This is a genomic window from Sphingomonas sp. UYP23, from assembly GCF_054059235.1.
Genome location: NZ_JBSSBX010000001.1, coordinates 1,266,227 through 1,289,241 on the forward strand (window position 1 = coordinate 1,266,227; position 23,015 = coordinate 1,289,241).

A 23,015-nucleotide genomic window follows, 5' to 3' on the forward strand; every position below is an offset into this window, starting at 1 on the left:
CGGCTGGTCGGGTTGCCGATGCGTCGTTGGGTCGCCTCAACGTCGAACGACCCGGCAACTTGCTGGGCGAGATTCAGTGCCTCGGCACTTCGCGCCCGCTCGCGCTGCGCGCCGCTGAAGTAACGCGGAGAGATCGGCCCTATCATCCACGCCCAAAAGGAGCTCGAAACGCCCGGCTGCACCCTCCGCTGTCGTCACCGCACCTGCAGGGTCAGCTATCGCGGTAGCGAGGTCCCGCTTCGCCTTCGACAGGCCACCTTATCAGTCGCAACATCTTGTCCGAGACCGTCCACCCCTCCTGCGATCCGTCACGCAGCGAAGGACCGACATGTACCTGGAGCGGCGGCCGTTCGGGCAGAACCGCGATGCTGACTCGCCTCGAACCGATTGGGGCGATCGACGGAATGAGTTCCATCGTCGCCGATGCCCCGTGGCGGCACGATCGTGATTTCGGCGGGCGGTTGCGACGGTATGCCGTGGAATTTGATCGGTCCGGGCATGGCACGGTGGCGCGCGCAGCACTCCTGGGTTGGCCGGAGGCGTCCCGCGCCGTTTCGTTGGTGGTAGGCGCGTGCACGCCTGACCCTCTTACTTTCTCTGCCTAAAATGTTTGGCCCAAGGTATCTCGTCGGAAGCCTGTATGCGTGTCCGGGTCGACAAAGGTGCGAGGTTGCTCCGCGGCGGCGGCGAGCGCATTGACGCTGACCGGCGTTCGCCCGGCAACCATGGTGGGGAACTTGGATGACGGTTTGGCAGGAACGGCGGAGCGGCTGGCAGCGGCATGGCGGGGACGCCCGGTCACACGCCGACATCGACTATGGCCGGATCATACACTCGGCCTCGTTCCGCCGCCTGCAGGGCAAGACGCAGATCCTGAACCTCGGCGACAGCGATTTCTACCGCACCAGACTCACCCATTCGCTTGAGGTGGCCCAGATCGCAGGCAGCGTCTCGCGGCAGCTTGCGCAGGACAACGAGGGCCATCCAGCGGTCGCGCATCTTCCGGGACTCGCGCAGATTCAGGCGATCGGATCGACGCACGACCTGGGCCATCCGCCGTTCGGACACGGCGGGGAGGTCGCGCTGAACTACTGCATGGCAGGTCACGGCGGCTTCGAGGGCAACGGGCAGACGCTGCGAATCCTTACGCGGCTCGAGAAGTACTCGGAGCACAATGGCGCAGACCTAACGCGCCGGACGCTGCTGGGCACGCTGAAATACCCCGTGGGCTATGCCGCCGCCGCCAGTCCGCAGCGCTTGCCGCGGCTCATGGAGGGCAACCACGTGCTCAGGCTGATCGATCGGGAGATGTCGAAGCCACCGAAATGCTACATGGAGTCCGAGAGCGCGGTCGTCGACTGGATCCTGTCGCCCCTATCGGTGGCCGACCGTGACGCATTCTCCGAGCTTTCCCCGCCCGGCGATCCGAATGCGAGGCCGGGTAGGCACCGAAAGGCGCTGCACAAGTCGTTCGACTGCAGCATCATGGACCTGTCGGACGACATCGCATTCGGCGTTCACGACCTGGAGGACTCGCTCGCGCTATCGCTCGTCATGGCCGAGGACTTCGAGCGCTACGTTTCGGCCACGGTGTGCGGGCACTTCCTCGACTGGGTGAACTCGCGGAAGCGCGAGGGCACAAACAACGACGTCTACGGCAACCTCGTCAGGATGCTCTTCGGCGGGAGCGCTTCGCGAAAGCACGCCATCAGCCGGCTGGTCGGCTACTTCGTCGAGCACTGCTCCATCCACGATCTCGAGCGCTTCGAGGAGCCTCTCGTCAGGTATCGCGCGACGATCCACGATGGCGCGGCGGCCCTCCTCGATGCCCTGAAGGCACTGGTCTACGAGGTCGTCATTCGCAGCCCCTCCGTCCAGCACCTTGAGTTCAAGGGGCAGCAGATGGTGGTCGCGGTCTTCGAAGCGCTCCGTTCCGAACCAAAGGCATTCCTGCCCCGCCCTTCCTACGAGGTGTTCGAGCGGGACGGCGGCGACGTGCGGGTCGTGTGCGACCACATCGCGGGGATGACGGACATGTTCCTGTTGAAGACCTACGAGCGTCTGTTCAGTCCGCGCATGGGCTCTGTGTTCGACCGCATCTAGCCGCCGACCGGGGCGGCGCAAGCCGCCGCCTGTTCCAACGCGTAATTCCTCGCCCAGCACAGTCCGTTGACGAGCTCCATCTGTTTGATCGTGTGGCAGGGGATCTCGAGGAGGCGTGGGCTGGCGTAGATTACCGCGAGGCACTTCGCGCGGCTGATCGCCACGTTTAGCCGGTTGCGGCTGTAGAGGAACTCGATGTTGCGCGGCAGATCGTCGCCGCTCGAAGTGGCCATCGAGATCAGTACCACCGCCGCCTCCTGCCCTTGGAATTTGTCTACGGTACCGACGCGTGCGCCTTGCGGAAGCGTGCGGCGAAGCAGCTCCACCTGCATGTTGTAGGGGCTGACGACGAGGATGTCGTCGGTGCCAATCGGCCGCTCCACGCCGTGCCGGTCGCGCCAGGTTCGCCCGAGCAGGGCGCGGTAGGTACGGTCGAGCCTTGCCGCCTCCGCGGCGTTCCGCTGCGTGCAATTGACGCTATCGACGGCGACGAAGCGGAGGCCCTTGGATGCAATGGCCTCTGGATCGTCGGCGGGATCGGCGAGCAGGCGCTGGACCTCAGTGCCGGCGGCGGAACGCAGCCTCCCCTCATAGACCGCTGCCGAGATGAAGCCGCACAGATCGGGGTGCATCCGGCGCGTCTCCGCCAGGAACACGCCGCGCGCGGGCGGAACCGTGGCGTGATCCTGCAGCAGGTGCTGCAGCGCGGAGACGCCGCTATCCCTCGGGTGCGTTCCCTGGATAGGCTGCGCGAGCTGCATCTGGTCGCCGACGAGCACGATGTTGCGAGCGGCGACGCCCATGGCGACGATGTTGGCGAGGCCTACCTGCCCCGCCTCATCGACGAAGAGGTAGTCGAAGGCGCGGTCGTGCTCGGGCCGGGCGAACAGCCACGCGGTGCCGGCGACGAGCTGGTGGTGCGGGCCCACCGCCTTGTTGTCCATCGTCTCCTCGATCCAGCCGCCCGTCCCGAGCATCTGGTCCTCGCGACTGTTCTTCTTGACGCCGCGGAACTCCAGACACTGCGCGGCAGCGAGGGCCTCGACCTCGCGGAGCAACTGATTGATTGCCTTGTGTCCGTTGGATGCGATGCCGACGCGCATTCCGCGCGCCAATAGCGCGACGATCGACTGCGAAGAGGTGTAGGTCTTGCCCGCACCCGGCGGTCCCTGGACGAGCAGATGGCTGCCATCGAGCGCGAGTAGCGCCTCGATCGTACCTTCGAGCGTCTCCTGCCCCTCGGCGATGACAGGTGCACCCGCGGCGCGCCCGGTGAGCGCAGGAAGGTCGCGGCGCAGCACGGACAAGACCGCGGGATACCGCGCCAAGTCGCCGTCGCGGATGGCCTCCGCGAAGCGGTAGACCGCGCCTCGTAGCTCACGGTCGCCGACAGGCCCCGCGGGTATGAGGGCCGTGCCTTCCTCTATAGCGCTGCGCGAGGGTCCGATCTTGAGCTCGATCGTAAGCGCCTCCTCGTAGATCGAGACGACGTCACCGGCCGCCTCGAGCGACCCGGCGCGCTTGGGCTTGTCGCCTGGCTTCAGCTTGAAGTCCTGTGCGGGGAAGCGGAACGTGTGGACCATCGAGCGCTTGTCGGCCCACGGCGCGATGTCGGGATGGGCGGTGAGGCCGGCGAGGCACTCGGCGTCCTCAAGCAGCTCCTCGTACTGCATGTCCTGGCGCGAGAACACCGCCCACCAGCCCGGCTTGCTCTCGCGGCGGTGGAACTCCAACAGATCGACCAGCAGCTGGCGCCACGGCTCCCCCGCCACGTCGCCGGCCAGCAGCGCGTCGGCCATCGCCGCGACGCGTTGCTCCGCCTCGCCACGCTCCTCCGCCTCGCCGGCGCCTGGCGCCTCGGGCAGATAAGCGTACCACGGCGCGTCCTCACGACGCATGCCAACGAGCCAGTCGCGGCACGCAAGCGTCGAGCTGCAGTCGATGCGGTTGTAGTCCTCGATGTCCTGAAGCAGCTGCGGGGTCTGCAGGCTGCGCCACCGCTCGTAGATGACGATGCTGTCACCTGCGGTCTTGACCTCGCCGCCCCGGGCCTTGCCCAGATAGAACTTCTCCATGTTCTTGATCGAGTAGCGTGGCTCGGATGTCCGCAGCGCCTCCTTCACGACGCGGTACAGGTCGACCAGCTTGTGGTTGCGCAGGAGGTCGTCGACCTCTGCCTCGCGCGTCCCGTGCAGCATAGCCAACCGCTTGAGCGCGGTCTCCTCGTAGGCGGCATAGTGGTAGATGTGGGCTCCGGGCCGACGCCGGAGCGTTTCCGTCATGAAGTCGATGGTCTCCTGGAACGCCCGCTTCTCGCCTTCACGGTCGTGCGCCCAGAAGGCGTCGAACCTTTCCACGCCGTCCCTGGCGGTCACGATGCCGAACAGGTACTCGAGACCCTCGTCAAACAGCGGGTCTCCTTCCATGTCAAAGAACATGTCACCTTCGTCGGGGAGTGGCAGGCGTGCGAGCCCCCGTCCCGGCTCGGCGTCGAGCAGCTCGACGGTGCGCACGCCCGTCGCGCGCTGTCCCGCCTGAAGGCGCGCCTGGTTTCGGAGTTTCGACAGCGTGCCGGGTTGGATGCCGGGGATCCTCGCGGCCGCGCCCAGTTCGGCGAGCGCGACGAGGTCGGGCACGCCCGCGCGAACCAGCGCCTCGGTCTGTCCGCGCGTCATGCCGGCGACGATGCTCAGGTGGTTCGCGGCTTCCCACTCGGCATCGCACGCGGTCGCCCAGCGGCAGAAGGTGCAGTGGCCACACGGGGCGCCGGTCGAGACGAGCGTAGGTCGCGCCGCGTTGGCGAGAAATCGCTCACGCGCGAACGAGAAGTAGTGGGCGACGGCGTCGACACGGACGCTCGCCATGCCGCCATCGCCGAGCACGACGTGCATCATCTCGGGCGTGGCGCCCTGCTCGCGCGCGAGAATGTCGGAGTAGATGCACATCTGGAGCAGGTGCTTGGGCTTGGCGGTGCGGGCGAGCTTGGTGTCGGCGACCTCGTAGGACCAGCCGCCGAGCCGCGAGGGCCGCTCCACCCTGAGCAGGAAGTCGGAATACCCCTGCCAGGGGCCTTCCAGGAATGCGCCCTGGTAGATGACGTCCGGTCCTTCCCATAGCGCCGCCCGGGTCATCCGCGCCTTCTCGCCGACGTCCATGTCGCCGACGATCTCGACGATCGACCTGCCTTCCAGGCGCAGCCGCTCGAGATAGGCACGCTCGTGCTCGATGCCCTTCTCCTGGAGGAGAACGGCGGCCTCGTCGTCCGGCGGGAACGACGCGGGGTGCGTCAGGTGTCCGATGTCCTGGAACGTCGCGTGCGCGCATCCCATGAAGTTGACGAGGTCGCTCGCCGAGAAGAGCGTCGCACCGTTCCTTTTCTGCATCCGATCCTCCCTTTGCGAGCGGGGCACCGCCCCCGCCGCCATTGTTCCCGGGTCTAGCCAATGGCCGGACCCCGTCCAGTCGCGACAGATGTCGCGGAAGCCGGTTACCCGCCCAGCCAGCGCCACAGCCGCGCCACCGGGCCCGGCCTCGCGGTCAACGGCACAAGGGCCGCCTCCTGCCCCGGAGCGTCGTCGATGGTCCGAGACTCAGGTGCTCCTTCGCCCTCAGGGCCCGTCTGGCCTCCGGCTGCCTCGAGCGAAGTCTTTCGGCGCCGGTCCCGCCTGCGCCCCTCGGCGACCTCCTCGTCGGTCCAGTCCCCGGCCCAGCGGACCCGGCCCCGATCGACCACGTAGTGCGACCGGCACGCCAGCGACCAGCTGCCGACCGACGGCCATACGGAGATCGCTACGCCGTCGAAGGTCAGTTTCCAGTCGGTGGGCGCGAGCGGTAGCACGACTTCGCTGCCACATCCGCACGCGCAGAGGTGGAGCATGGTCGCATGGCCGAGCGACACGTACAGCACGCCCTCGTCGAGCTGCTCGGGCACCGTGTCCACGAAGTCGTGCCGTAGGCGCAGCGCGGCGCTCATGCCGCCTCCCCTTCGAGATCCTCGTTGAGCAGATGGTTGCCGTCGACCGTGAAGAGCGTGAAGTGCTCCCGCTCGAGGTCGAGGTAGAAGCCGCGCATGCGCTTCCATCGCATGACGGCCAAGCCGGCGTTGACCATGTTTAGGTCTGCGACCTGAATGTTCCGGGCGTAGACGTCGTCGCCACCCGCTCCCGTGAGCGGGATCCGATTCCGGCTGCGTACCTGGTCGCGCATGCCGGGTGTGCTAGTCGTCACTCGGAGCTGGCCCACGAGCGAACCGTCGACCAGATGGAGACCCATGCCGACGTCCACGAACGGCAGGTCAAGCCGCTCAAGCTCCGTGATGATTGCCGCCTTGGCCTCGCCGGCGTCGAGGCACAGGAAGACGAAGGTCGCACCTCCGAGCAGATCAAGGTTTCCGGGAGCGAGCCGCACGGCATGCGGCACGATGCCGCGGTGCATGTGCCCATAGACCCGTGCCCAGTGCTCGACCTTGCTGGGCCGGGCGCGTAGCTCGTCGAGCGAGGCAGCGCCCGGCGCCCGGAAGGCGTTGTGCTGCAGTAGGTCGTCGTCGTCGAACAGGTCGATGCGCTCGACCGGGGTCTTGGCGACCTGATCGAGGACGTAGGACCCGGTGCCACCGAGGCCGACGATGGCCACGCGTTCGCCCACGAGCTTCTGCGACACCTCGCCGATCCCGGCCCGCGACGTCGCGGTGTCGAGGTATGCGAAGGGCGACCCGTCGTCGTCGTTGGCGACCACCCGGCGCGTCCGTGCGGTCGCCTCGGGCTCGATCGCGGCAGCCTCGTTCCCGAGGATGGCCGCGTATGTCGACATCTTCCCATGGTAGTCGTCGTAGTGCCCGCACTCCGGCTTGCTTGAGAGCATGTGGTCGATCAGAAGGCCACCACCGAGGTTCTGGGGTGAGCTTCCGAGCACGACGCGTCCAAGCGGACGGCCCTCGCGGTCGCACGGCATCTCACCGGCGAACAGCGCGACGTGGCTGCCGGGTCGGCCGGTGACGTCGCCCGAGATCCCGTCGAGGGTAGAGACCAAGGCCCCCCGCCTCACGGCGCGCTGCGTCGTGACGTACGGCACGTCGCGCATGACGAGGTGGCCGGCGACGATGGCGATGTCGTACCCATCCTCCTGCAGGCGGGCGAGATCGGCGTTACGACTTATCAGTTGCTGTGACATTGAACGTCATCCCATCGATCACGTGTACGGACTGGCCGGGCAGCAGCGAGCCCTCTGGCCGGGACGGCGGGCCCTTGCGGTAGCTGACCGTGAGCGACACGTTCTGCCCCGCCGGCGGCACCGGGAAGGCCAGCGCGACGAGCTGCTCGAATCTGATCTCGCCAGGGTCCACCTCGCGCATCCGTCCGTTCAGGACGATGCGAACCTTCTGCGGCAGCGCCTTGCGCGAACGCACGCGTTCGACGCCGCCGCCCTCGAGTGCCACCAGGGCGCCACGCTCAATCGCGGCGTCGTGGTCGGAGTCGAGGAAGAGCTCATGATCGTCGGGTATGCCCGCGATCGCGCGAATGTCGGCGTCGCCGATCATCCCCGCGCCCCACTCCCAACCCCGTTCGTCCATAGTCAGCGTGAGGATTTGGTCCGAGCGGAACGACCGGAACCGCGCGAGCTGGCCGGGTTCAAGAGTGACCTCCTCCTCCAGGCCGATCGAGCGGGCGAAGCCGCCGTCCACGCGGATCAGCACGTATTCGCTCGTCGGCGTAAGGTTGGCGATTGTCCTTACCTGCCGACCATCGAGTGTGCGGTCGGACGTCGCGTGGTTCACGCCGTCAACGTCCAGACTGAATGAATGCGGCATCGTGTTGCTCCTCGGCCTGAGCGGACCGTTCGCGGAAGGACACTTGCGGCCAGCTCGTCGGTGGACTAGCTTGCCGTTTCAGTCCCGCTGTGGATTATCTACCACGGGACTAAATCACTTTGCAAGTCCATATGTGGACTTTTAGGAGGATCATGTCGCTTCTGACGCTTCCACGCGACGGAGAGGCCATCGACACGGCGTCCGTCTCCCTCGACGCCTTCACTCCCATCGCGGACGCTTGGCGGCTCTCCACCGAGGAGCAGATCCGTCTTCTCGGTGCACCGCCACGCTCGACGTTCTTCAAGTGGCGCAAGGAAAGCGGAGCGGTGCCCAGAGATACGGCGGAGCGCATTTCCCACATCTGCTCGATCTGGAAGTCGCTGGAGATATTGTTTACCGACCCCGAGCGGTCCGATGGTTGGCTTCGCCGCCCCAACGAGGCGTTCGGCGGCGCCAGCGCGCTCGACCACATGCTGAGCGGCAGCTTCTACGACATAGTACTGGTGCGGCAGTATCTGGACGCCCAGCGTGGTGGCTGAGTTTGAGGTGGTCGAACTAGATCGGTCTTTCCACAATTTGATCCCGTCGCGCTTTCCCACCATCGACCCGTTCGGGCGGATCGCCGGAAGCGAGGTAGACTTCGCAGCGATCGAAAGCCTGACCAACCCGAGGCTGCGCGAGAAGATGCGTCTCACGGCAGGCCTCGCCCCCGTCGACCAGTCCGACCCACGCCTCGCGAACTGGAACCATGCGCCCTTCGCCTATCCGAGTCCGGAGGGCAGCCGTTTCTTCGGACCCGATCGAACGGTACTCGAGCTGTTCGACGACCTGCAGACCGCGGTAGCGGTCTCGGTCGACCGGCGTGGCTCGTTTTTGGCGCGCACGGCCGAGCCAGCGACCACGCTCGAGATGCGGCAGCTGATCCGCCCGGTGCGGGGACGGTTCGCGGATGTGCGCGGCATGACGGGTTCCGATGACCGTGAGCGCCGCCGCGCGGTCGGTCGCGACGTGGTCGCGCTGGCATGCGACGGCATCCTGTTCAGTCCGCCGGAGCGTCCAAGCGCAACCGCCGTCGTGGTGCTGGCGGCCGCCACGCTGGGCAGGCCGGAACAGGGCGACCACTATAAATTCATGTGGGATGGCGGTCGGATCGCTCTCGTCTACTCGTTCACGTTCGACCGCAGCTTCACGCCGGAGGTGCTCGGAGGCGCGGATGACGTTCTGTCGCCGCTCTTTGCCGACACGCGCAAGCGCCTGCGCCTCATGACCGGCTGATTTCATGCGGTCAGCGGACGAGAGCGGCACTGCCTTCAGCCGGACCTATGGAACGTGCGCCGGTCCACAGCCTCGTCGAGAGATCGCCCGCCGCTGCATCGATGTAGCCTAGAGCGGACGGCCTTATCCTCCCTGCAAACCCGGGTGCCGGCGGGTCGCTTGGCAAGTACTGCCAGACCTGACTGCCGCGGTCCGTCGCTGCTATCAGCGAAGCCGTGACTGCGCCGCTGCCAGCACGTCCGCGGTAAAATGAGCCGGATGCCTCAATGCCACCGCCTCAAACGTGTGACTGACCATTCCGCGGTCGATAAGCATCCGGAAACCGTCCGAGGTCTTGCCTAGCACGAGATCCGATACGGTCTTGATCTCCCCATCGCGGGCGATCTTCTGCCGGGTGCGCCCAAGCAGGGTGGTCTTCCCGCGCTCCGACTTGAGCGCATCCTCGAGCGCGTAGACGCTACGCCACACGTCGTGCTCCGGCGTGCCGGCCAGCGCCGAGGGCATGACTTCGTAAAGCCTCAGCGACGCCGCCCTAGCAATTGTTTCGTTCTGCTGACGGCGGGCGTTCGTGATCGTGGTCTTCAGCTTGGCCGGATCGTCGCACCTGGCAATGTAGGTGAGCGTCCGTGCCTCTTCCGTCTGCGCGCTGTCTGTCATTTCCATCCTCCCCCGAGTGGCATCTTCCCAATGAAACGGGTGCTTCGGCAAGCAACTCCGCTGTCGACTGTTGGCTTGTGCGCATAATTCGGCCGCCGGCAAGAGCTGCCGATCTCCGCAATCTTTCTTGAAAAGCCATTGGACCCCCAGGGTGTTCTTCATGCGATAAAGCCCGTGGGTTGATGGCGTGACGGGTGATAAATGCCCATGATGCCACACCTGCGTCCGGAAGGCGCTGGGGACGAAATATGCGGGGTGGCCGATATCCTAATTAGGTAGGCACCTCGGCTACCTCGAAGTGGTTCGAAACCCACCTCACAGCAATCGGTGCGCAGGGCGACGTCAACACCTTTCAGCGGCAACGGCTAAATAACTTCCATTCACCCTTGCGTTGAATTCGGACCCTCTTGCGGAGCTCCGCGTTGACGGATTTCGAGCGAGGAAATTCAGATGTGCCACGTCCTGATTATCGAAGACGAGCCATTCATTGCGATGGATCTGCAGCAGCTCCTCGAAGGTGAAGGCGCCACGTCGTTTGACTTTGCTGACAGCGAGGATGACGCCGTTGCGTCCGCATTGGCAAGGCGACCAGACATCATCACATCGGACGTCAAGCTGTCGCGCGGCACCGGCCCGCATGCGATCACCTCGATCCTGGGCCAGCTTGGAGACATTCCGGTGATCTTTATCACCGGAACACCAAATGACTGTCGGCCTTGCGCGCCCCCGGGTGTCGTTCTTAGCAAGCCTGTAAACGCCCGCGCAGTAATCGAGGCATTCCACCGGTTACAGGCGTGATGGTGCCGCGGCCGGCGATCCTAGGCCGAGATCTGTCCCACCTTCGCGCGTAGCGTCCAAACCACGCCGGTGGGTTCGAATTTCAGCTCTCCGATCCCGCCCATGTCCCTGGCCAGTCCCTTCATAAGACGCGATCCAAAACCGGTGCGCGACGGCAGGTTAACCGGAGGGCCGCCAAACTCACGCCACCGAAAATCGAGCGTTCGATCCTCTCCTTGGCCCTCTAGCGTCCAAGTCAATTCAACATGTCCGACTTCGTTCGACAACGCCCCGTATTTTGCGGCGTTAGTCGATAGCTCGTGAAGCGACATGGAGAATGCGAGCGCTGACTTCGCGGACAACTCCAGGTCGGGTCCAGAGATGAGAAGACGCCCCGGCCGCTCGCCATGCAACCGTGTCGCGCCCTCGACGATCATGAGGAGTGGCGCTGCGGTCCAGCTCGATCGAGTTAGCAGATCATGTGCGTGGCTTAGGGTCGCCAAGCGCTCGCCGATAGCGTCGCGAGCCTCCTCGGGGGTGGCCACGCTGCTCAACGACTGGCTCACGATCGACTGCACGACGGCGAGCGTGTTCTTGATGCGATGTTCGAGCTCTGCGGTCAGGAGGGCGCGATGATTGTCCGCCTCTTTCTGACGGGAGATGTCCCTCACGGTTCCGACAAACCGTTGTTCACCATCCGCAGTCGATGCGAGAGCACCCTTAGCGTGAATCCAGCGTTCTCGTCCGTCGATCGCGCTGATCGTTCGAAATTCCATGTCAGTGGCGCCATCGCCATCGGGACCGAGCGCGAGTGCATTCGCCGCGATCACATGCTCTCGATCATCGGGATGAACGCGGGCCAGGAACGACAGATCATAGTCCAGCGGCTCATCGGGACGGTGCCCGAGCAGCTCGCACGTCCGCGCATCCCAAGTCAGCTCGCGCAGCCCCGGAGACGACTGCCAGGCGCCAAGCTCACCCGCCTCCAGCGCGAGGCGAGTACGCTCCTCGCTGGCAGCGAGGGCTGCGACAACCATATGCTGCTCGGTTCGGTCACGGAGTATTTTGAGAAAGCCGACTGGAACGTCTTGATCATTGGTAAGGGGCGTCATCTCCCCGCTCGCCCAAAAGCGCGAGCCGTCCCTCCTCAAATGCCAGCGTTCGTCCGCTCCACGGCCCAGCTTTAGAGCCGACCCCATTTCGACCGCTGGAACGTTGAGGGCCACGTCTTCAGGTGTGAAGAAGGTTTCGCACGAGTTGTTTACGATCTCCCTCTCTGTCCAGCCCATCAACACGTTGGCACCCGCGTTCCAGCTTGTGATTATCCCGCGGAGGTCCAGCGTCACGATCGCGTAATCGACTGCGCTGTCGAGGATGAGCCGGTTGAGATGCTCTTCGTTCCGCTGGCGACTGAGAGCACGCCGAAGTTCGAGTTGCGTCATCACCTGCCGCGCGAGGACCTCGAGCGTCAGGCGCTGGAATCGAGTTATCCCCTCTGGCCGCGGTTTCCGGTCGAGCACGCAGACGGTGCCGATCGGCAGGCCCTGCGGCGTTTTCAGCAACGCTCCGGCATAGAAGCGCAAGCCGTCATCTGCGGTCACCAACGGATTCGCATTGACCCGTGCATCCAGCCTGGTGTCCGGAATCACCAGCAGGTCGTCCTGCAGGATCGCGTGCGCGCAGATCGACACGTCTAGCGGCAACTCGCGCACGCCGATCCCGATCTCGGCCTTGAACCACTGCCGCTCGCTCGCGATAAGATTCACAACCGCGATCGGCGCGTCGAACGCCTCAGACGCGAGCTGCACTATGTCGTCGAAATCTGGATCTGTGGGTGTGTCCAAGACGTCATAGGCGACCAGTGCAGCGACACGCTCCTCTTCCGACCACCCGACGGGCTCGACTTGAGATCGCAGGGTGGTCGTGACGTCGTCGGGCATCGAAAACGCCTAGCACTGTTCGCAGTCATGCCGAAGGCTTTCGGTTGCGACGGCTTAGACCGACGTGAGATTTCGATTTAGCACGGAAGTCTCCGCCTCCTCGATTGGGAGGGTTCAGCGAGAATGCCAGTTAGCGGCTACCAGTGGACTGTCTGTCCGCCGGATCGAAGTCCGGCGGCGAACGCGCCGCGGCGATTTACACGCTCATCGAGACGGGCAAGCTCAATGGTGTCGAGCCGCACGCTTACATCGCCGATGTCATAGCCAAGATCGCCAGCAACTGGCCCGCATCGCGTTGGGACGAGCTCATGCCCGCAGCTGCTGCGGCTCACTTATCTCTTCGGCATCCTGGGTAGCTTCATGGACCTCCTCGCGAATGATCTTCGTCGTGATCTCGTGAAGGTGCGCGGCGAGCGCGCCGCTTAGTTCCTCGAACTCGGGCCATAGCGTTATCTTCACGAAGCTGGCGGGGGCACGGACGATGACCGTCTGACGGTGCATCCGTGTGTAGCGGAAAGGCTTGATGCCGTAGCGACGACACAGGGCGGTGAAGAGCTGGCGGGACCAAGGATCGGGAATCGAGAATTTGAACTCCTGGGCCTGTTCCGTCTTGCTGGCATTGGCGAATTTAAGTCTGATGCGTTCTGCTGCGGCACCGGCAGCTGACTTCTCACCAGCGGTCTTGGCACCTGCGTAGAGGGCTTCGATCTTGCGCAGCTTGTCGCGGAGTTGGTCTTCGGACTTCATCAGCGTCAGTGCACCGTCGGCTTCTCGGTGAGGATGCCGCCCAACATCTGACGGCGCGCACGCGTGCATGAGAGCACGGCCTCGTGAATCTCGGTCTCCATGATCCTCGTCAGGTCGCGCAAGTGCCCGAAGGTCGTGTCGAGTTGGGTCCGGTCGTCGGCTTCGGGGTCGCGGCATACCAGCTCGCAGATCCCAGCCATCATGGCGCGCAGTTCGGCAAGATGGCGGACCGCCTCATGTGCCCGCTCGGGGAGATCGATAGCGTCCTCGCCATTGAACAGCCCTTCAATGAAACCGTCTAGTTCCTGAAGACGGACGAGACCGTGCTGACCCAGATTAGCCGCGGTTGGCTCCATCGCCATGCGGGTCAACCGAAACGGCTGACTGCGCTTCTGATGTCGGGTCAGGTCGTTCCAGAGCCCCTGCACCAGCGCATCGAGCAGTTTGTTGACCTCATCAATGCTGTCGAAGACCGGAAGTTCGCCGCCCCACAGATCCTTGATGATCTGCAACGGCGCGACCGACATTGCGGGGGTTGCGATATTACCCAGGAAACGCGTGCGCACCGCGTGGAACGGCACCGGACACTGGTGCTTCTCCAGCAGCGCCTGCGCGCTCTTGTTGCTCGGTATCTTGGTCGCGCTCTTCATATCCATCCCGGCATAAACAAAGATCATGATCATCATGCCGTGATCGCGCGATGACAGGGCATCAATAATGTTGCGGCCGGGGCGGCGGCAAGGGTCGGATCGTGCTTCCACAACATGGAGTACGCGAAATGCCGGAACACCCACGCCTCACTCATCCCCATATCGGGACGTTCATGGTCCGGTTGGCCGCCGAAAATTACAAACCAGGAACGATGAAAACCTACAGGAATTTCGGGCAATTCCAACGATAACCGAACCAGAAATGGCCCTACCGTCTCGTCGTAACCGGTCGATCCGTTCCGTTCGGTACCGCTGACGGACGGGAATGCCTTGCCAACGGCACGATTGCACAACCGCGACCTGTCAGAACCGTTCGTGCGCACGGCGCAGATCCTCTCTTTCCTTAAGTCTTGGCTAACTAAGCTGCTCCCGGTTCCGTGGACACCGAGATATGATGTTTTTGGAACTGGAGGATGGAGATTCAACGACGGAAATTCATCCGCGAATTCAAGCTAAAAGCGGTGAAGCTGGTGCGGGAGCAGGGCGTGTCGCTTTCGCAGGCCTCCCGCCAGGCTGTCGGAGCACGCGTAGCCCTAATAATCTACTCTGGTGGCTTTCCCTCTCTATCCACCCTCTCGGCCATCACGCGGCTCGCTTGCGAGGCGAAGGATCCTATGTCTCATTGTGGCGACATGGTCGCTGGCGGCATTCGCAACCCCGGTCACCTCGAGCGCTGCCTAGCCCGGGAGGGCGTGCAACTCAGACCGCACCTAATGGATGAGGACCTGCTTGAGCGAACAGGCGCTGCCGCGGGGAAAACCATCAGTCCCATGGGCAATCTTTCCGGCAGTGCGGTCGAGGATCTTGCCGACTTCATCCGCAAGACGGGCCTCGTGCACGAACAGTAGGAACTTGCACCGATCTCACGTCTGCCCTGCGGCAACATCCGCGGTTGTCCAATGGCGAAGGAGTCGTCACAAGATCAGTACCTGCGAGATGAGGGCGGTAATCTGAAGCGGCTGAGCGCGGCTTCGCGAATCAACGATGCTGAACGCGCAGGATACCTGCTCCGGTGAAAATGACGATTTGGACATCAAAGGCTGCTAGCTAAATTCAGAAAGGCCGTGGGGATGGCTCGCGCTTAGAGGCCAACGGGGGAACGTTTTGGACAAGCTGCTCGACCAGGTTCTGTATCTTCTGGGACTGGTCTACTTCTATCGCTGGGTGGTCCCCTTCGTGATCCTCCCGATCATGCTGGCGATCGCAGGCCTCCTCCATTGGCGGGCCGAGCGCGCGACGCGTCCATTCATCACGGCCGCGCGGCGGCGCGCGAGCAGCCTGGTCGAGGCGCTAGGACCAGATCAGGAGCCGGCAGCCGAGCGAGAGGCGTTCTCACGCTCCTACATCGAGGTCTCGCAGACCATGAGCGCCGAAGCTCTAGGCGCAGATCCCCTCGTTCAGGCGTGGCGAGAATTCCAGGAATCCATCGTCGACGAGGACCAGTCGCCGATCCGAAACACGAGCCGCCCCACCACGTTCTTCATCCGCGTCATACCCCGTCAGACGACCCTCACCTTCGCGTCCAACATCTTCGTGGGCGTCGGGCTGGTCCTTACCTTCCTCGGCCTCATCGTCGCACTCAACACAGCCGCACGCGGCATGTCGGGCGGCGGTGTGGCGGACGCCCAACTCGCGCTGACGGGCCTCCTGACGGTCGCCGGTGCGAAGTTCTTCTCCTCCGTCGCCGGACTGGTCGCCTCGATATGGCTGCGGACCGCGGAACACAGCCTGAGTCGTCGCGCGACCGCGCCGGTGGAGCGTATCTGCGACTTGCTGGAACGCGGCCTGCTGTACATCCCGCCGCAGCGGCTCGCGGTCGAGCAGCTCGAGGTCCTGCGAGAACAGCGCGATCAGCTGAAATTCTTCAACACCGACGTTGCGCTCCAGCTGACCGATCGCATCGGCGAGCAGTTCCGCGCGGCGATGGCTCCGGTGACGCAGTCGCTCGGGGACCTGAACTCAAACATGACTTCGGTTACCCAGGGGATTGGAGCGGGCGCGCGGGAGGCGATCGAGAAGGTCAGCGGCGAGCAGCTGCGTGGGCTTAGCGACACGCTGGCCTCGCTCCGCGAACGGCTGGACGACATCGGCACCAAGGTCGGCTCATCTGGCAGCGACGCGGCCGAGCAGATCAAGGCCGCCGGATCCGAGTTCTCCTCCGCCGCCCGCGACATCCGCGACGCATTCGACAAGCTCGTCGGCAACGTCGACGGCCTGGGACAACGCCTGACGACGCAAGGAGAGGAATCTTCGCGTGCCCAGGACGAGGCCATGGCGCGCATTCGCGAGGGGCTTGAGGGTGCGCAAGCCCGGACGACCGAGATGATGGAGCGCGCTGTCGCGGCGCTACAGGCGGCGGGACGGCAGGCAGCCGAGGATATGCAGCGAGATCTGGGGAACGCGCTGGCCAGCGGCGTCGCGCGGAACCAGGAGACGTTCCGCGTAGCCATGGAGGAGTCGGGCGAGGCGCTCCGCGAAACCTCGGCCGGTCTCGCGCGCGCGATCGCCGGCGCCGCCGACGGCATCGAGCGGGCGGGCGCCAACTTCGCGCGCAGCTCGGACAACGCTTCGAAAAGTGCCGGCGCGATGGGTGATCTGGTCACGAACGCCGACCGAGTTTCATCCTCGCTGCGGCAGGCGACCGAGGGGCTGTCGGGCGCCGCAGCTCCGGTACTTCAGGCATCGCGCGCCGTCGGCGACGCGGCCAACCGGGTCGCGAGCGCCGTCGAGGCGAGCGGCGCGGCGGAGGCGCAGGCACTTCGCGAAATGCGTGAACTCGCTGACGGCGTGAAGCAGACGCACGCCGCGGCGGAGGGTGCGTGGCGCGACTACAGGGCCCGCTTCGAGGGCGTCGATCGAGCTATGGCGGAGACCGCTGATAGGCTCGCCGCCACGCTCGGGGAGTCCCTTACGGAGTTCCGCCGCTTCGCGCAGGACACCGACCGGGAAATGGCTGCAGCAATCGGCAAGCTAGCGACGACGGTCAGCCAGATCGAGGAGTATGCCGAGGCGCTCGACGAGTTCGTGGAGCAGGGTCGCGGTCCTCGACTGGAGCCCGCTGAGTGATACTGGACGAGGCGATCGAACACACCGTTGAGGAGGAGAACTACTTCATCTCCATGACGGACATGATGGTGGGGCTGGTCTTCATCTTCATCGTCCTGCTGATGTACTTCGCGCTCCAGTTCCGCGACGTGACCGAGCAGCTGTCCGGCGCCGATCGGACGCGGACCGAGATCCTGCGGAAGCTCGAGCGCACCTTGAAGGAAAAGGGCGTGCAGGTGACCATCGACACGCAGAACGGCGTCCTTCGGCTACCCGACGCGATCCTGTTCGACAGCGGACGCGCCGAACTGAAGCCGGCCGGCGAAGTCGCGATCGGCCATCTCGCCGAGGCGCTGTCGGACGTCCTGCCCTGCTACACCGAGTTGCCCTCGGCGCAGGGTCGCCCGGCACGCTGCCCACAGACCCCGCACCGCATCGAGTCGCTCTACGTCGAAGGACACACCGACGACGTGCCATTGAACGGGCGGACCCAGTTTGCAGACAACTGGGACCTTTCGGTCGTCCGCGCGACCAACACCTATCGCGCCCTCGCGCGAAATTCACCCGACCTCGCGTCGCGCTGCGCACGCAAGCCCCAAGGCTGCGAACCCGTGCTGAGTGTGAGCGGATACGGACCTCAGCGGCCCATCCACGGCGGTGGCGGATCGCTGGAGGAGCAGCGCCAGCGTGATCGGCGGATCGATCTAAGAATCCTCATGGTTGCGCCCGACGCCGGTGAGACCACCCGTGCCATCGGCAACAGGCTGGCGAGGAAGTGACCTCTCTCGCCACCCTCCTGGCCGATCCGACGGCACTTATCCGCCGCATCTGTGTGAAGGCGCCGAAGCCGGTCGCCATCCGGCGGGAAGTGGCCAAGATAGAGGGCACAGCCACCACTGTGCGAAATCCGGAGATGACGGCCGTGCTGCAGGCACGCGTCGCCGCTCTCGTAAAGGCGGGCGACGTCGAGGCCGTGACCAGGCGCGACCTCCGCGACAGCTGTCGCACCTTCCTCCACGCCCCCCACCCTCCGGGCGAGAACGACCTTATCGGGCGAGCCATCGTCGATCGCGTCCGCAGGACAGGGCGGCGACCAGCCTTCTTCGCGCTCCTCGACGCCTATCTCGACGGCTTCAAGACAAGCGATGCGACCGTGAAGGCGCTGGCGGCGACTTTGAAGTCGTGCGCCGATGGATGGGCATGGCGGCCAGGAGACCCCTGGCGGGACCGGCTCCTAGCGTTCGACCTGCTCGACTCCGACCTTGCTCCGGCGCGGATCGCACGCGCGGTGCTCGCATCCGCGCAGGGTCCGAGGCCAATATTGCAGGCTGCGGGGCTCGATCTCGGTGCACGCCCCAGGGGCGGCATGTCCGAGGCAGCCTTCGTGGAGGCGTGCCGCCTCACCTGCCGCCTGCAGGGCGATGCGGCGAAGGTCGCGCAGACGATGCTGCTGCGCTGGAGCCAGCAGCAGCCCGGCACGAACTCGTTCCCCCGTGCATGGCCGGAATTGGTCAGCGCCTGCCTCCTTCCCTGGCGGAAGAGCGATCCCGAAGCCGCGCACAAAGCGTTCCTGATCGACGAACTCGAGCGGCTCGGTGGCGGCGACCCGCGTACAGCCGGAGGGGGCCGCTGGCCAACTGTCGAGAAGACGGCGCCGGACGCCTACTCCGTCCTCCTGCGCTGGCTGACGCGCGCCTCGGTCATGCAGTTTCTCGAGATCGTCGACCGCTCACTGCGGGAGCCCGACGCTCGCAGGATGTGGTCGTACCGCCGCGCCTTCTGGACGTCCTACCTGCTGGCCGATCAGGGACCCGCGATCGACCAGGCCTGGGTTGCCTTCGGGTCCGACGGCGCGCAGCTGGCGCGGGCCGCCGCCCGCGATTCCAAGGACAAGAGCCTCTCCGTCTTTGGTATCCAGAACGAGAAGTCCAGCCAGCACGCCGCGCTTATCGTGAGGATCGGGGACCTGCTGATCGTCGACTGGAGCCACTCGGGCAAATACAACGTCTGGCACAAGGGCGAAGGCGGCCCCGAGCTCTTCAGGCCGAGCTACGCGGCGGGGACTCTGGACTCCGCACCGCTGCGCGACAGCCACAGCGCCCCCTCGCACTACAACTGGCAGAAGAATCTTGCCTTCATCATCGAGGGGCGCCGCTTCATGAGCGAGAAATCGGCTTGGAGACCGAGAGGTGTTTAAGCGCAAGGCGAGGACGCCGCCTACCAGCTTCGTCAGCCGCGCCGACGGCCAGCACATCATCATCGAACTGCACGAGGCCGGTCGTCCCTTGCCCGTGGATCGCTGGACGGCCGCGCTCCCAGCGAGCGTGACCGCGATGGCGGCACTCGCCGCGGCCGCCGAGGACGTCGGCGGGGCCGACGGCGCGGAGGGGGCCTGCTTCGACGAGAACACGCTGACGCTGGAGGCGCCGCTCGTCGCCCGAATCGACTCCCAGACCGCATCGGCGCTCGGGCTCCCGGCTCCCACCCGTCTCGCGCTCGACATCCGCCCGCACGGCCGCATCGACGAGGATGGGTTCAGGATCACGACGCGGTGGGTCCAGCCCGGCGGATTCCCGGTGAAAGCGAGAGTGGACGGGGCGTTGATCAGCAGCGAGGTGGGTGTCCGCCGCGTCCCCGAGCCACTCTGGTCGCTCCATGCTGCATCGCTCGCGCTCTGCGCTCCCTTGGAACGGACAGAGCGCTTCAAGGCATTGGCCCATCTGCAGCAATTCTGGCCGGAGGACGCCGCAGGCGCCGTGGAGAGCGACAGCTACCTGAAGGATCTGCGCATCCACTACGCGGCCGGTCTGTCGCTCAAGATCGGCACACTCACACCCGACCGAACGGAATTCGATCCGGTGCTCTTCAGCCCCGGGGCGATCGAGGACGCGCCCGAAGGTGGTTTGGACGAGGCGGCGGACGGCGTGCTGTCGCCCGCGGCCCAGAAGCTGTTCGCAACGGACCGCTTTCGCCGCGAGGCCCACGCCCGACCCGTCTACGTCCTGCGAAACGGCGAATACGTCTTCATCGATCCAGCACTGCGTCCCGCGCTGGATGTCGTGCGACGGCTGCAGGACGCGCCCGAGGATGAGCGCCGTCGCTTCGTGCTCAATCCGCGCGCGGTGTTCCGGGAGCGTCTCGGGGAAGAACTGGCGGAGGAGATCGGACTAGAGCGCCTGTTCGTCGAGACCGATCAGTTCTCAGCCCGCGTCTCCGGCGTAGACGTCTGGCGCGCCCCGGTGCTGCCGTGGCTGACCCCCGCCGCCGGCGGCGGCTGGCTGCCCGAGCGCTTCGGCCTAAGGATCGGCGACACCTACCACACCATCGAGGCGAAGGACGTCAAAACCCTCGTCGGGCGCGTCGAGGAGGGCAAGGCCGCCGGTCTCCAGGCCGTCAGGATCGACGACCTGGCCAGGCCGGTCGACGGCTGCAGTTCAGCGGAGGCTACGATGCTCCCGCTCGGCGAGCGGACGGACGCGGCGCTCGAAGCCCTGCGGCCGTTCGCTGGTGCCATTCCCCAGGTCGATGGCTCCGCGTCAGAAGAAACCGGCATCCCCCCTCCTACCTATCCCGGCAAGCTGTTCCTGGTCGTCCGGGACAATTTCGAGGACGTGGAATACATCGCACCGTGGAACGATGCACCGCCCCTGCCCCCGAGCCGGACGGATGCACCCGCGATGCTCCGGTCGCAGCTGAAGCCCCATCAGCAGGTCGGGCTGGACTGGCTCGTCTCGGCGGCTCGCGCCGGCCTGCCGGGGGTGCTGCTGGCGGATGACATGGGCCTCGGCAAGACGCTTCAGGCCATCGCGTTCATGGCCTGGCGGCGCGCCGAGGCGGAGGCTGGCAGGATCGAACCGGCGCCGTGCCTGATCGTGGCGCCGACGGGGCTGCTCGGCACCTGGCGAAAGGAGATCGGGCTTCATCTACTGGAGCCTGCGCTCGGGCCCCTCGTCCCGGCTTTTGGGGGATCGCTCCGCGAACTGCGCGAAGAGGACGCGTTCTCGGGCCGCGACATCGAGACGGGTCGGGCCGCGCTGAGTGCGGAGGCGTGGCGGGACGCCGGAGTCGTCCTCACCACCTACGAGACGATGCGGGACTACCATTTCAGTTTCGCCAGGACGCGCTGGGGCGCCATCGTATTCGACGAGGTGCAGCGCCTCAAGAATCCCGCCAGTCAGGTGTCCCGCGCCTCCCTCTCCCTGAATGCCGACTTCACGATCGGGATGACCGGCACCCCGGTCGAGAACCGGCTCCAGGACCTGTGGTCGATCATGAACGCCGTCGCGCCCGGCGTGCTGGGTTCCAGCCGCGACTTCGAGCGGCGCCACGCAGGCGGCGACCGAGAGGCGCTGATGGCGCTGAAGGACCGGTTGTGCGAGCCCCAGAACGGTCTTCCGCCCCTGCTACTGCGCCGGATGAAGTCCGACATCCTGGCCGGACTGCCACGCAAGCACGTGCATCCGTTCCGCGTCGAGATGCCTCAGCTCCAGGCCGACGCGTACCGCGACGTCGTGGTCCGCGCCGCGACGGCCGCAGCCGCCAACAACCTGGGCAAGAGCGGTATGCTGATGGCGCTGTCAGAGATGCGCGGCATCTCGCTTCATCCACTGGATCCGCGGAACGCGCCGGACGACCTCGACGGCTACGCTGCCCACTCGGCGCGCCTGATCCACTCGCTGGATGTCCTCGACGGAGTGGCGCGCAAGGGCGAGAAGGCGCTGGTGTTCGTCGAGGACCTCGCCATGCAGGAACGGCTGGCGGTCCTCATCCAGTCGAGGTTCAAGCTGAAGCGGCTCCCCTCGCGGATCAACGGGCAGGTCCCCGGGCCACGTCGCCAGCAGATCGTCGACGAGTTCCAGTCGCGGGGCGAGGGCTTCGACGTCCTCATCCTCTCCCCCCGGGCCGGCGGAGTTGGGCTCACGATCACCGCGGCCAACCACGTCATCCATCTGTCCCGCTGGTGGAACCCCGCCGTGGAGGATCAGGCGACCGACCGCGTCTTCCGCATCGGTCAGGAGCGTGAGGTGCACGTCCACCTCCCCCTCGCCGTCCATCCCGACCCCAACATCGGACCTTCCAGCTTCGACCTGCGGCTCGACGCACTAATCGAGCGCAAGCGCGCACTGACTAGCGAGCTATTCCTGCCACCTGAGGCCTCCGACGCGGACGTGAACTACCTGTTCCGCGAAGTTTCGATGGCGGAGGACGTTCCGGAGGGCGCCCTGCCGGAGCAGGATCCTTCCTCGCCCCCCCCTCCGTCCCCCGCGACAGAGGCGGTCGAACCGGACTCGGTCGTGCCGGACGTGGCACCGCCGACGCCGACCAGCGCCGAACCGGTCGCGCCCGCGCCGCGACTTGTCCTCTCGATCGCCGCACCGCTCCGCGAGCCCCAGATCCGGATGTGGCGGCTCGAGGCCGGAGACCGGCGGCCGCTGGATGAGCTGATGGCGATCTTCAGCGGGAAGTCCGTCGCCAACGTCATCATCCGCGACCCATACTGCCTGGGCACGAGCAGCGCGCGATCCGCCCAGGTGCGCTTCATTAAGGCCCTCGCCGACGGTGCCCGCGTCATCGAGAGCGCCTCGCTCGAATACGCGCCCGAGATCGACGGCGACCTCGACGAATCAGGCAGCCGCCGCGACGTGGGTTCGCTGATGGCGCGGGAGTTCCCAGGGGGCGGCGGGCCGCGCCTGAACCTCGTCCGCAGGCGCCGCAGGGGGGGGTCGGACGACTTCCACGACCGTTTCGTCGACATCGACGTTCGCGGAGCAGGCGGCGCTGTAGATCGACACTCGATCTCCATCGGCCGCGGCGTGGAGGCGCTGTTCGACGCGTCCCGGCAGTGCACCGTCACTTACGTCCCGCCGACGCGGGCCATGCTGTGACGGGTCGGACATCGACGACGACGTGCCTCGTTCGCATGGGCAACCGGGCCGTTGGCCGAGCCGGGAAAGA

Annotated in this window: 18 protein-coding genes and 1 pseudogene; 10 read left to right on the plus strand and 9 right to left on the minus strand. The window is 65.6% G+C overall.

Going from position 1 to position 23,015, the window contains the following annotated elements:
* The first annotated feature begins 741 nt into the window (after positions 1-741).
* Complete coding sequence (locus tag ACVWYO_RS06355; RefSeq protein ID WP_457349279.1) at positions 742-2,103, plus strand: anti-phage deoxyguanosine triphosphatase; 1,362 nt, start codon at positions 742-744, stop codon at positions 2,101-2,103.
* Here the strand turns inward: ACVWYO_RS06355 and ACVWYO_RS06360 are convergent.
* The 4 genes from ACVWYO_RS06360 to ACVWYO_RS06375 all read right to left on the minus strand — a co-directional run bounded on the left by ACVWYO_RS06360 (position 2,100) and on the right by ACVWYO_RS06375 (position 7,909).
* Positions 2,100-5,486: a TM0106 family RecB-like putative nuclease gene (locus ACVWYO_RS06360; RefSeq protein ID WP_457349280.1), complete on the minus strand. Its 3,387-nt coding sequence runs from the start codon at positions 5,484-5,486 to the stop codon at positions 2,100-2,102. The genes ACVWYO_RS06355 and ACVWYO_RS06360 overlap by 4 nt on opposite strands.
* 104 nt (positions 5,487-5,590) lie before the next feature.
* Positions 5,591-6,076: a DUF6527 family protein gene (locus tag ACVWYO_RS06365; protein ID WP_457349281.1), complete on the minus strand. Its 486-nt coding sequence runs from the start codon at positions 6,074-6,076 to the stop codon at positions 5,591-5,593.
* Positions 6,073-7,272, minus strand: a complete 1,200-nt coding sequence (locus tag ACVWYO_RS06370; protein ID WP_457349282.1) for a ThiF family adenylyltransferase — start codon at positions 7,270-7,272, stop codon at positions 6,073-6,075. The genes ACVWYO_RS06365 and ACVWYO_RS06370 overlap by 4 nt, the downstream gene beginning before the upstream one ends.
* The gene (locus ACVWYO_RS06375) at positions 7,247-7,909 is read right to left on the minus strand and encodes a multiubiquitin domain-containing protein (RefSeq protein ID WP_457349283.1); all 663 of its coding nucleotides are present in this window, start codon (positions 7,907-7,909) and stop codon (positions 7,247-7,249) included. The genes ACVWYO_RS06370 and ACVWYO_RS06375 overlap by 26 nt, the downstream gene beginning before the upstream one ends.
* Before the next feature lie 152 nt (positions 7,910-8,061).
* Between ACVWYO_RS06375 and ACVWYO_RS06380 the strand changes: the two genes are divergently transcribed.
* A complete protein-coding gene (locus ACVWYO_RS06380) occupies positions 8,062-8,448 on the plus strand; it encodes an MbcA/ParS/Xre antitoxin family protein (protein ID WP_457349284.1) in 387 nt (128 codons plus the stop codon).
* A gap of 37 nt (positions 8,449-8,485) precedes the next feature.
* Complete coding sequence (locus tag ACVWYO_RS06385; protein ID WP_457349285.1) at positions 8,486-9,184, plus strand: RES family NAD+ phosphorylase; 699 nt, start codon at positions 8,486-8,488, stop codon at positions 9,182-9,184.
* A 204-nt stretch (positions 9,185-9,388) separates the two neighbouring features.
* On the opposite strand, the gene ACVWYO_RS06390 is transcribed toward ACVWYO_RS06385, so the two are convergent.
* Positions 9,389-9,841 (minus strand): hypothetical protein, encoded by a 453-nt coding sequence (locus tag ACVWYO_RS06390; protein WP_457349286.1) that lies wholly within the window; start codon positions 9,839-9,841, stop codon positions 9,389-9,391.
* A 450-nt stretch (positions 9,842-10,291) separates the two neighbouring features.
* On the opposite strand from ACVWYO_RS06390, the gene ACVWYO_RS06395 reads away from it, so the two are divergent.
* The gene (locus ACVWYO_RS06395) at positions 10,292-10,639 is read left to right on the plus strand and encodes a response regulator (RefSeq protein ID WP_457349287.1); all 348 of its coding nucleotides are present in this window, start codon (positions 10,292-10,294) and stop codon (positions 10,637-10,639) included.
* A 20-nt stretch (positions 10,640-10,659) separates the two neighbouring features.
* Here the strand turns inward: ACVWYO_RS06395 and ACVWYO_RS06400 are convergent, their stop codons facing one another.
* Positions 10,660-12,558 (minus strand): HWE histidine kinase domain-containing protein, encoded by a 1,899-nt coding sequence (locus ACVWYO_RS06400; RefSeq protein WP_457349288.1) that lies wholly within the window; start codon positions 12,556-12,558, stop codon positions 10,660-10,662.
* 152 nt (positions 12,559-12,710) lie between these two features.
* Between ACVWYO_RS06400 and ACVWYO_RS06405 the strand changes: the two are divergent.
* Positions 12,711-12,914: pseudogene (locus ACVWYO_RS06405) on the plus strand (transposase domain-containing protein); the annotation flags it as partial.
* Here the strand turns inward: ACVWYO_RS06405 and ACVWYO_RS06410 are convergent.
* The 3 genes from ACVWYO_RS06410 to ACVWYO_RS06420 are packed head-to-tail and all read right to left on the minus strand — an operon-like array spanning position 12,865 to position 14,338.
* Positions 12,865-13,305: a hypothetical protein gene (locus ACVWYO_RS06410; RefSeq protein WP_457349289.1), complete on the minus strand. Its 441-nt coding sequence runs from the start codon at positions 13,303-13,305 to the stop codon at positions 12,865-12,867. The pseudogene ACVWYO_RS06405 and the gene ACVWYO_RS06410 sit on opposite strands and share 50 nt — an antisense overlap.
* Positions 13,306-13,310: 5 nt before the next feature.
* Positions 13,311-13,991: a hypothetical protein gene (locus ACVWYO_RS06415; RefSeq protein WP_457349290.1), complete on the minus strand. Its 681-nt coding sequence runs from the start codon at positions 13,989-13,991 to the stop codon at positions 13,311-13,313.
* Positions 13,988-14,338 carry a hypothetical protein gene (locus ACVWYO_RS06420; protein WP_457349291.1) on the minus strand — a complete coding sequence of 117 codons (351 nt, stop codon included), beginning with the start codon at positions 14,336-14,338 and terminating at the stop codon, positions 13,988-13,990. The genes ACVWYO_RS06415 and ACVWYO_RS06420 overlap by 4 nt, the downstream gene beginning before the upstream one ends.
* 90 nt (positions 14,339-14,428) lie before the next feature.
* Between ACVWYO_RS06420 and ACVWYO_RS06425 the strand changes: the two genes are divergently transcribed.
* From ACVWYO_RS06425 to ACVWYO_RS06445, 5 genes are all read left to right on the plus strand, one after another.
* Positions 14,429-14,863 carry a transposase gene (locus tag ACVWYO_RS06425; RefSeq protein WP_457355137.1) on the plus strand — a complete coding sequence of 145 codons (435 nt, stop codon included), beginning with the start codon at positions 14,429-14,431 and terminating at the stop codon, positions 14,861-14,863.
* Positions 14,864-15,119: 256 nt separating this feature from the next.
* Entirely contained in the window at positions 15,120-17,081 is a 1,962-nt protein-coding gene (gene zorA / locus ACVWYO_RS06430) for an anti-phage ZorAB system protein ZorA (RefSeq protein WP_457349292.1), read from the plus strand.
* Positions 17,078-17,839 carry an OmpA/MotB family protein gene (locus ACVWYO_RS06435; RefSeq protein WP_457349293.1) on the plus strand — a complete coding sequence of 254 codons (762 nt, stop codon included), beginning with the start codon at positions 17,078-17,080 and terminating at the stop codon, positions 17,837-17,839. The genes zorA and ACVWYO_RS06435 overlap by 4 nt, the downstream gene beginning before the upstream one ends.
* Complete coding sequence (locus ACVWYO_RS06440) at positions 17,836-19,257, plus strand: EH signature domain-containing protein (RefSeq protein ID WP_457349294.1); 1,422 nt, start codon at positions 17,836-17,838, stop codon at positions 19,255-19,257. Before ACVWYO_RS06435 ends, ACVWYO_RS06440 begins: the two co-directional genes overlap by 4 nt.
* The gene (locus ACVWYO_RS06445; RefSeq protein ID WP_457349295.1) at positions 19,250-22,945 is read left to right on the plus strand and encodes a DEAD/DEAH box helicase; all 3,696 of its coding nucleotides are present in this window, start codon (positions 19,250-19,252) and stop codon (positions 22,943-22,945) included. Before ACVWYO_RS06440 ends, ACVWYO_RS06445 begins: the two co-directional genes overlap by 8 nt.
* The last annotated feature ends 70 nt before the right edge of the window (positions 22,946-23,015 follow it).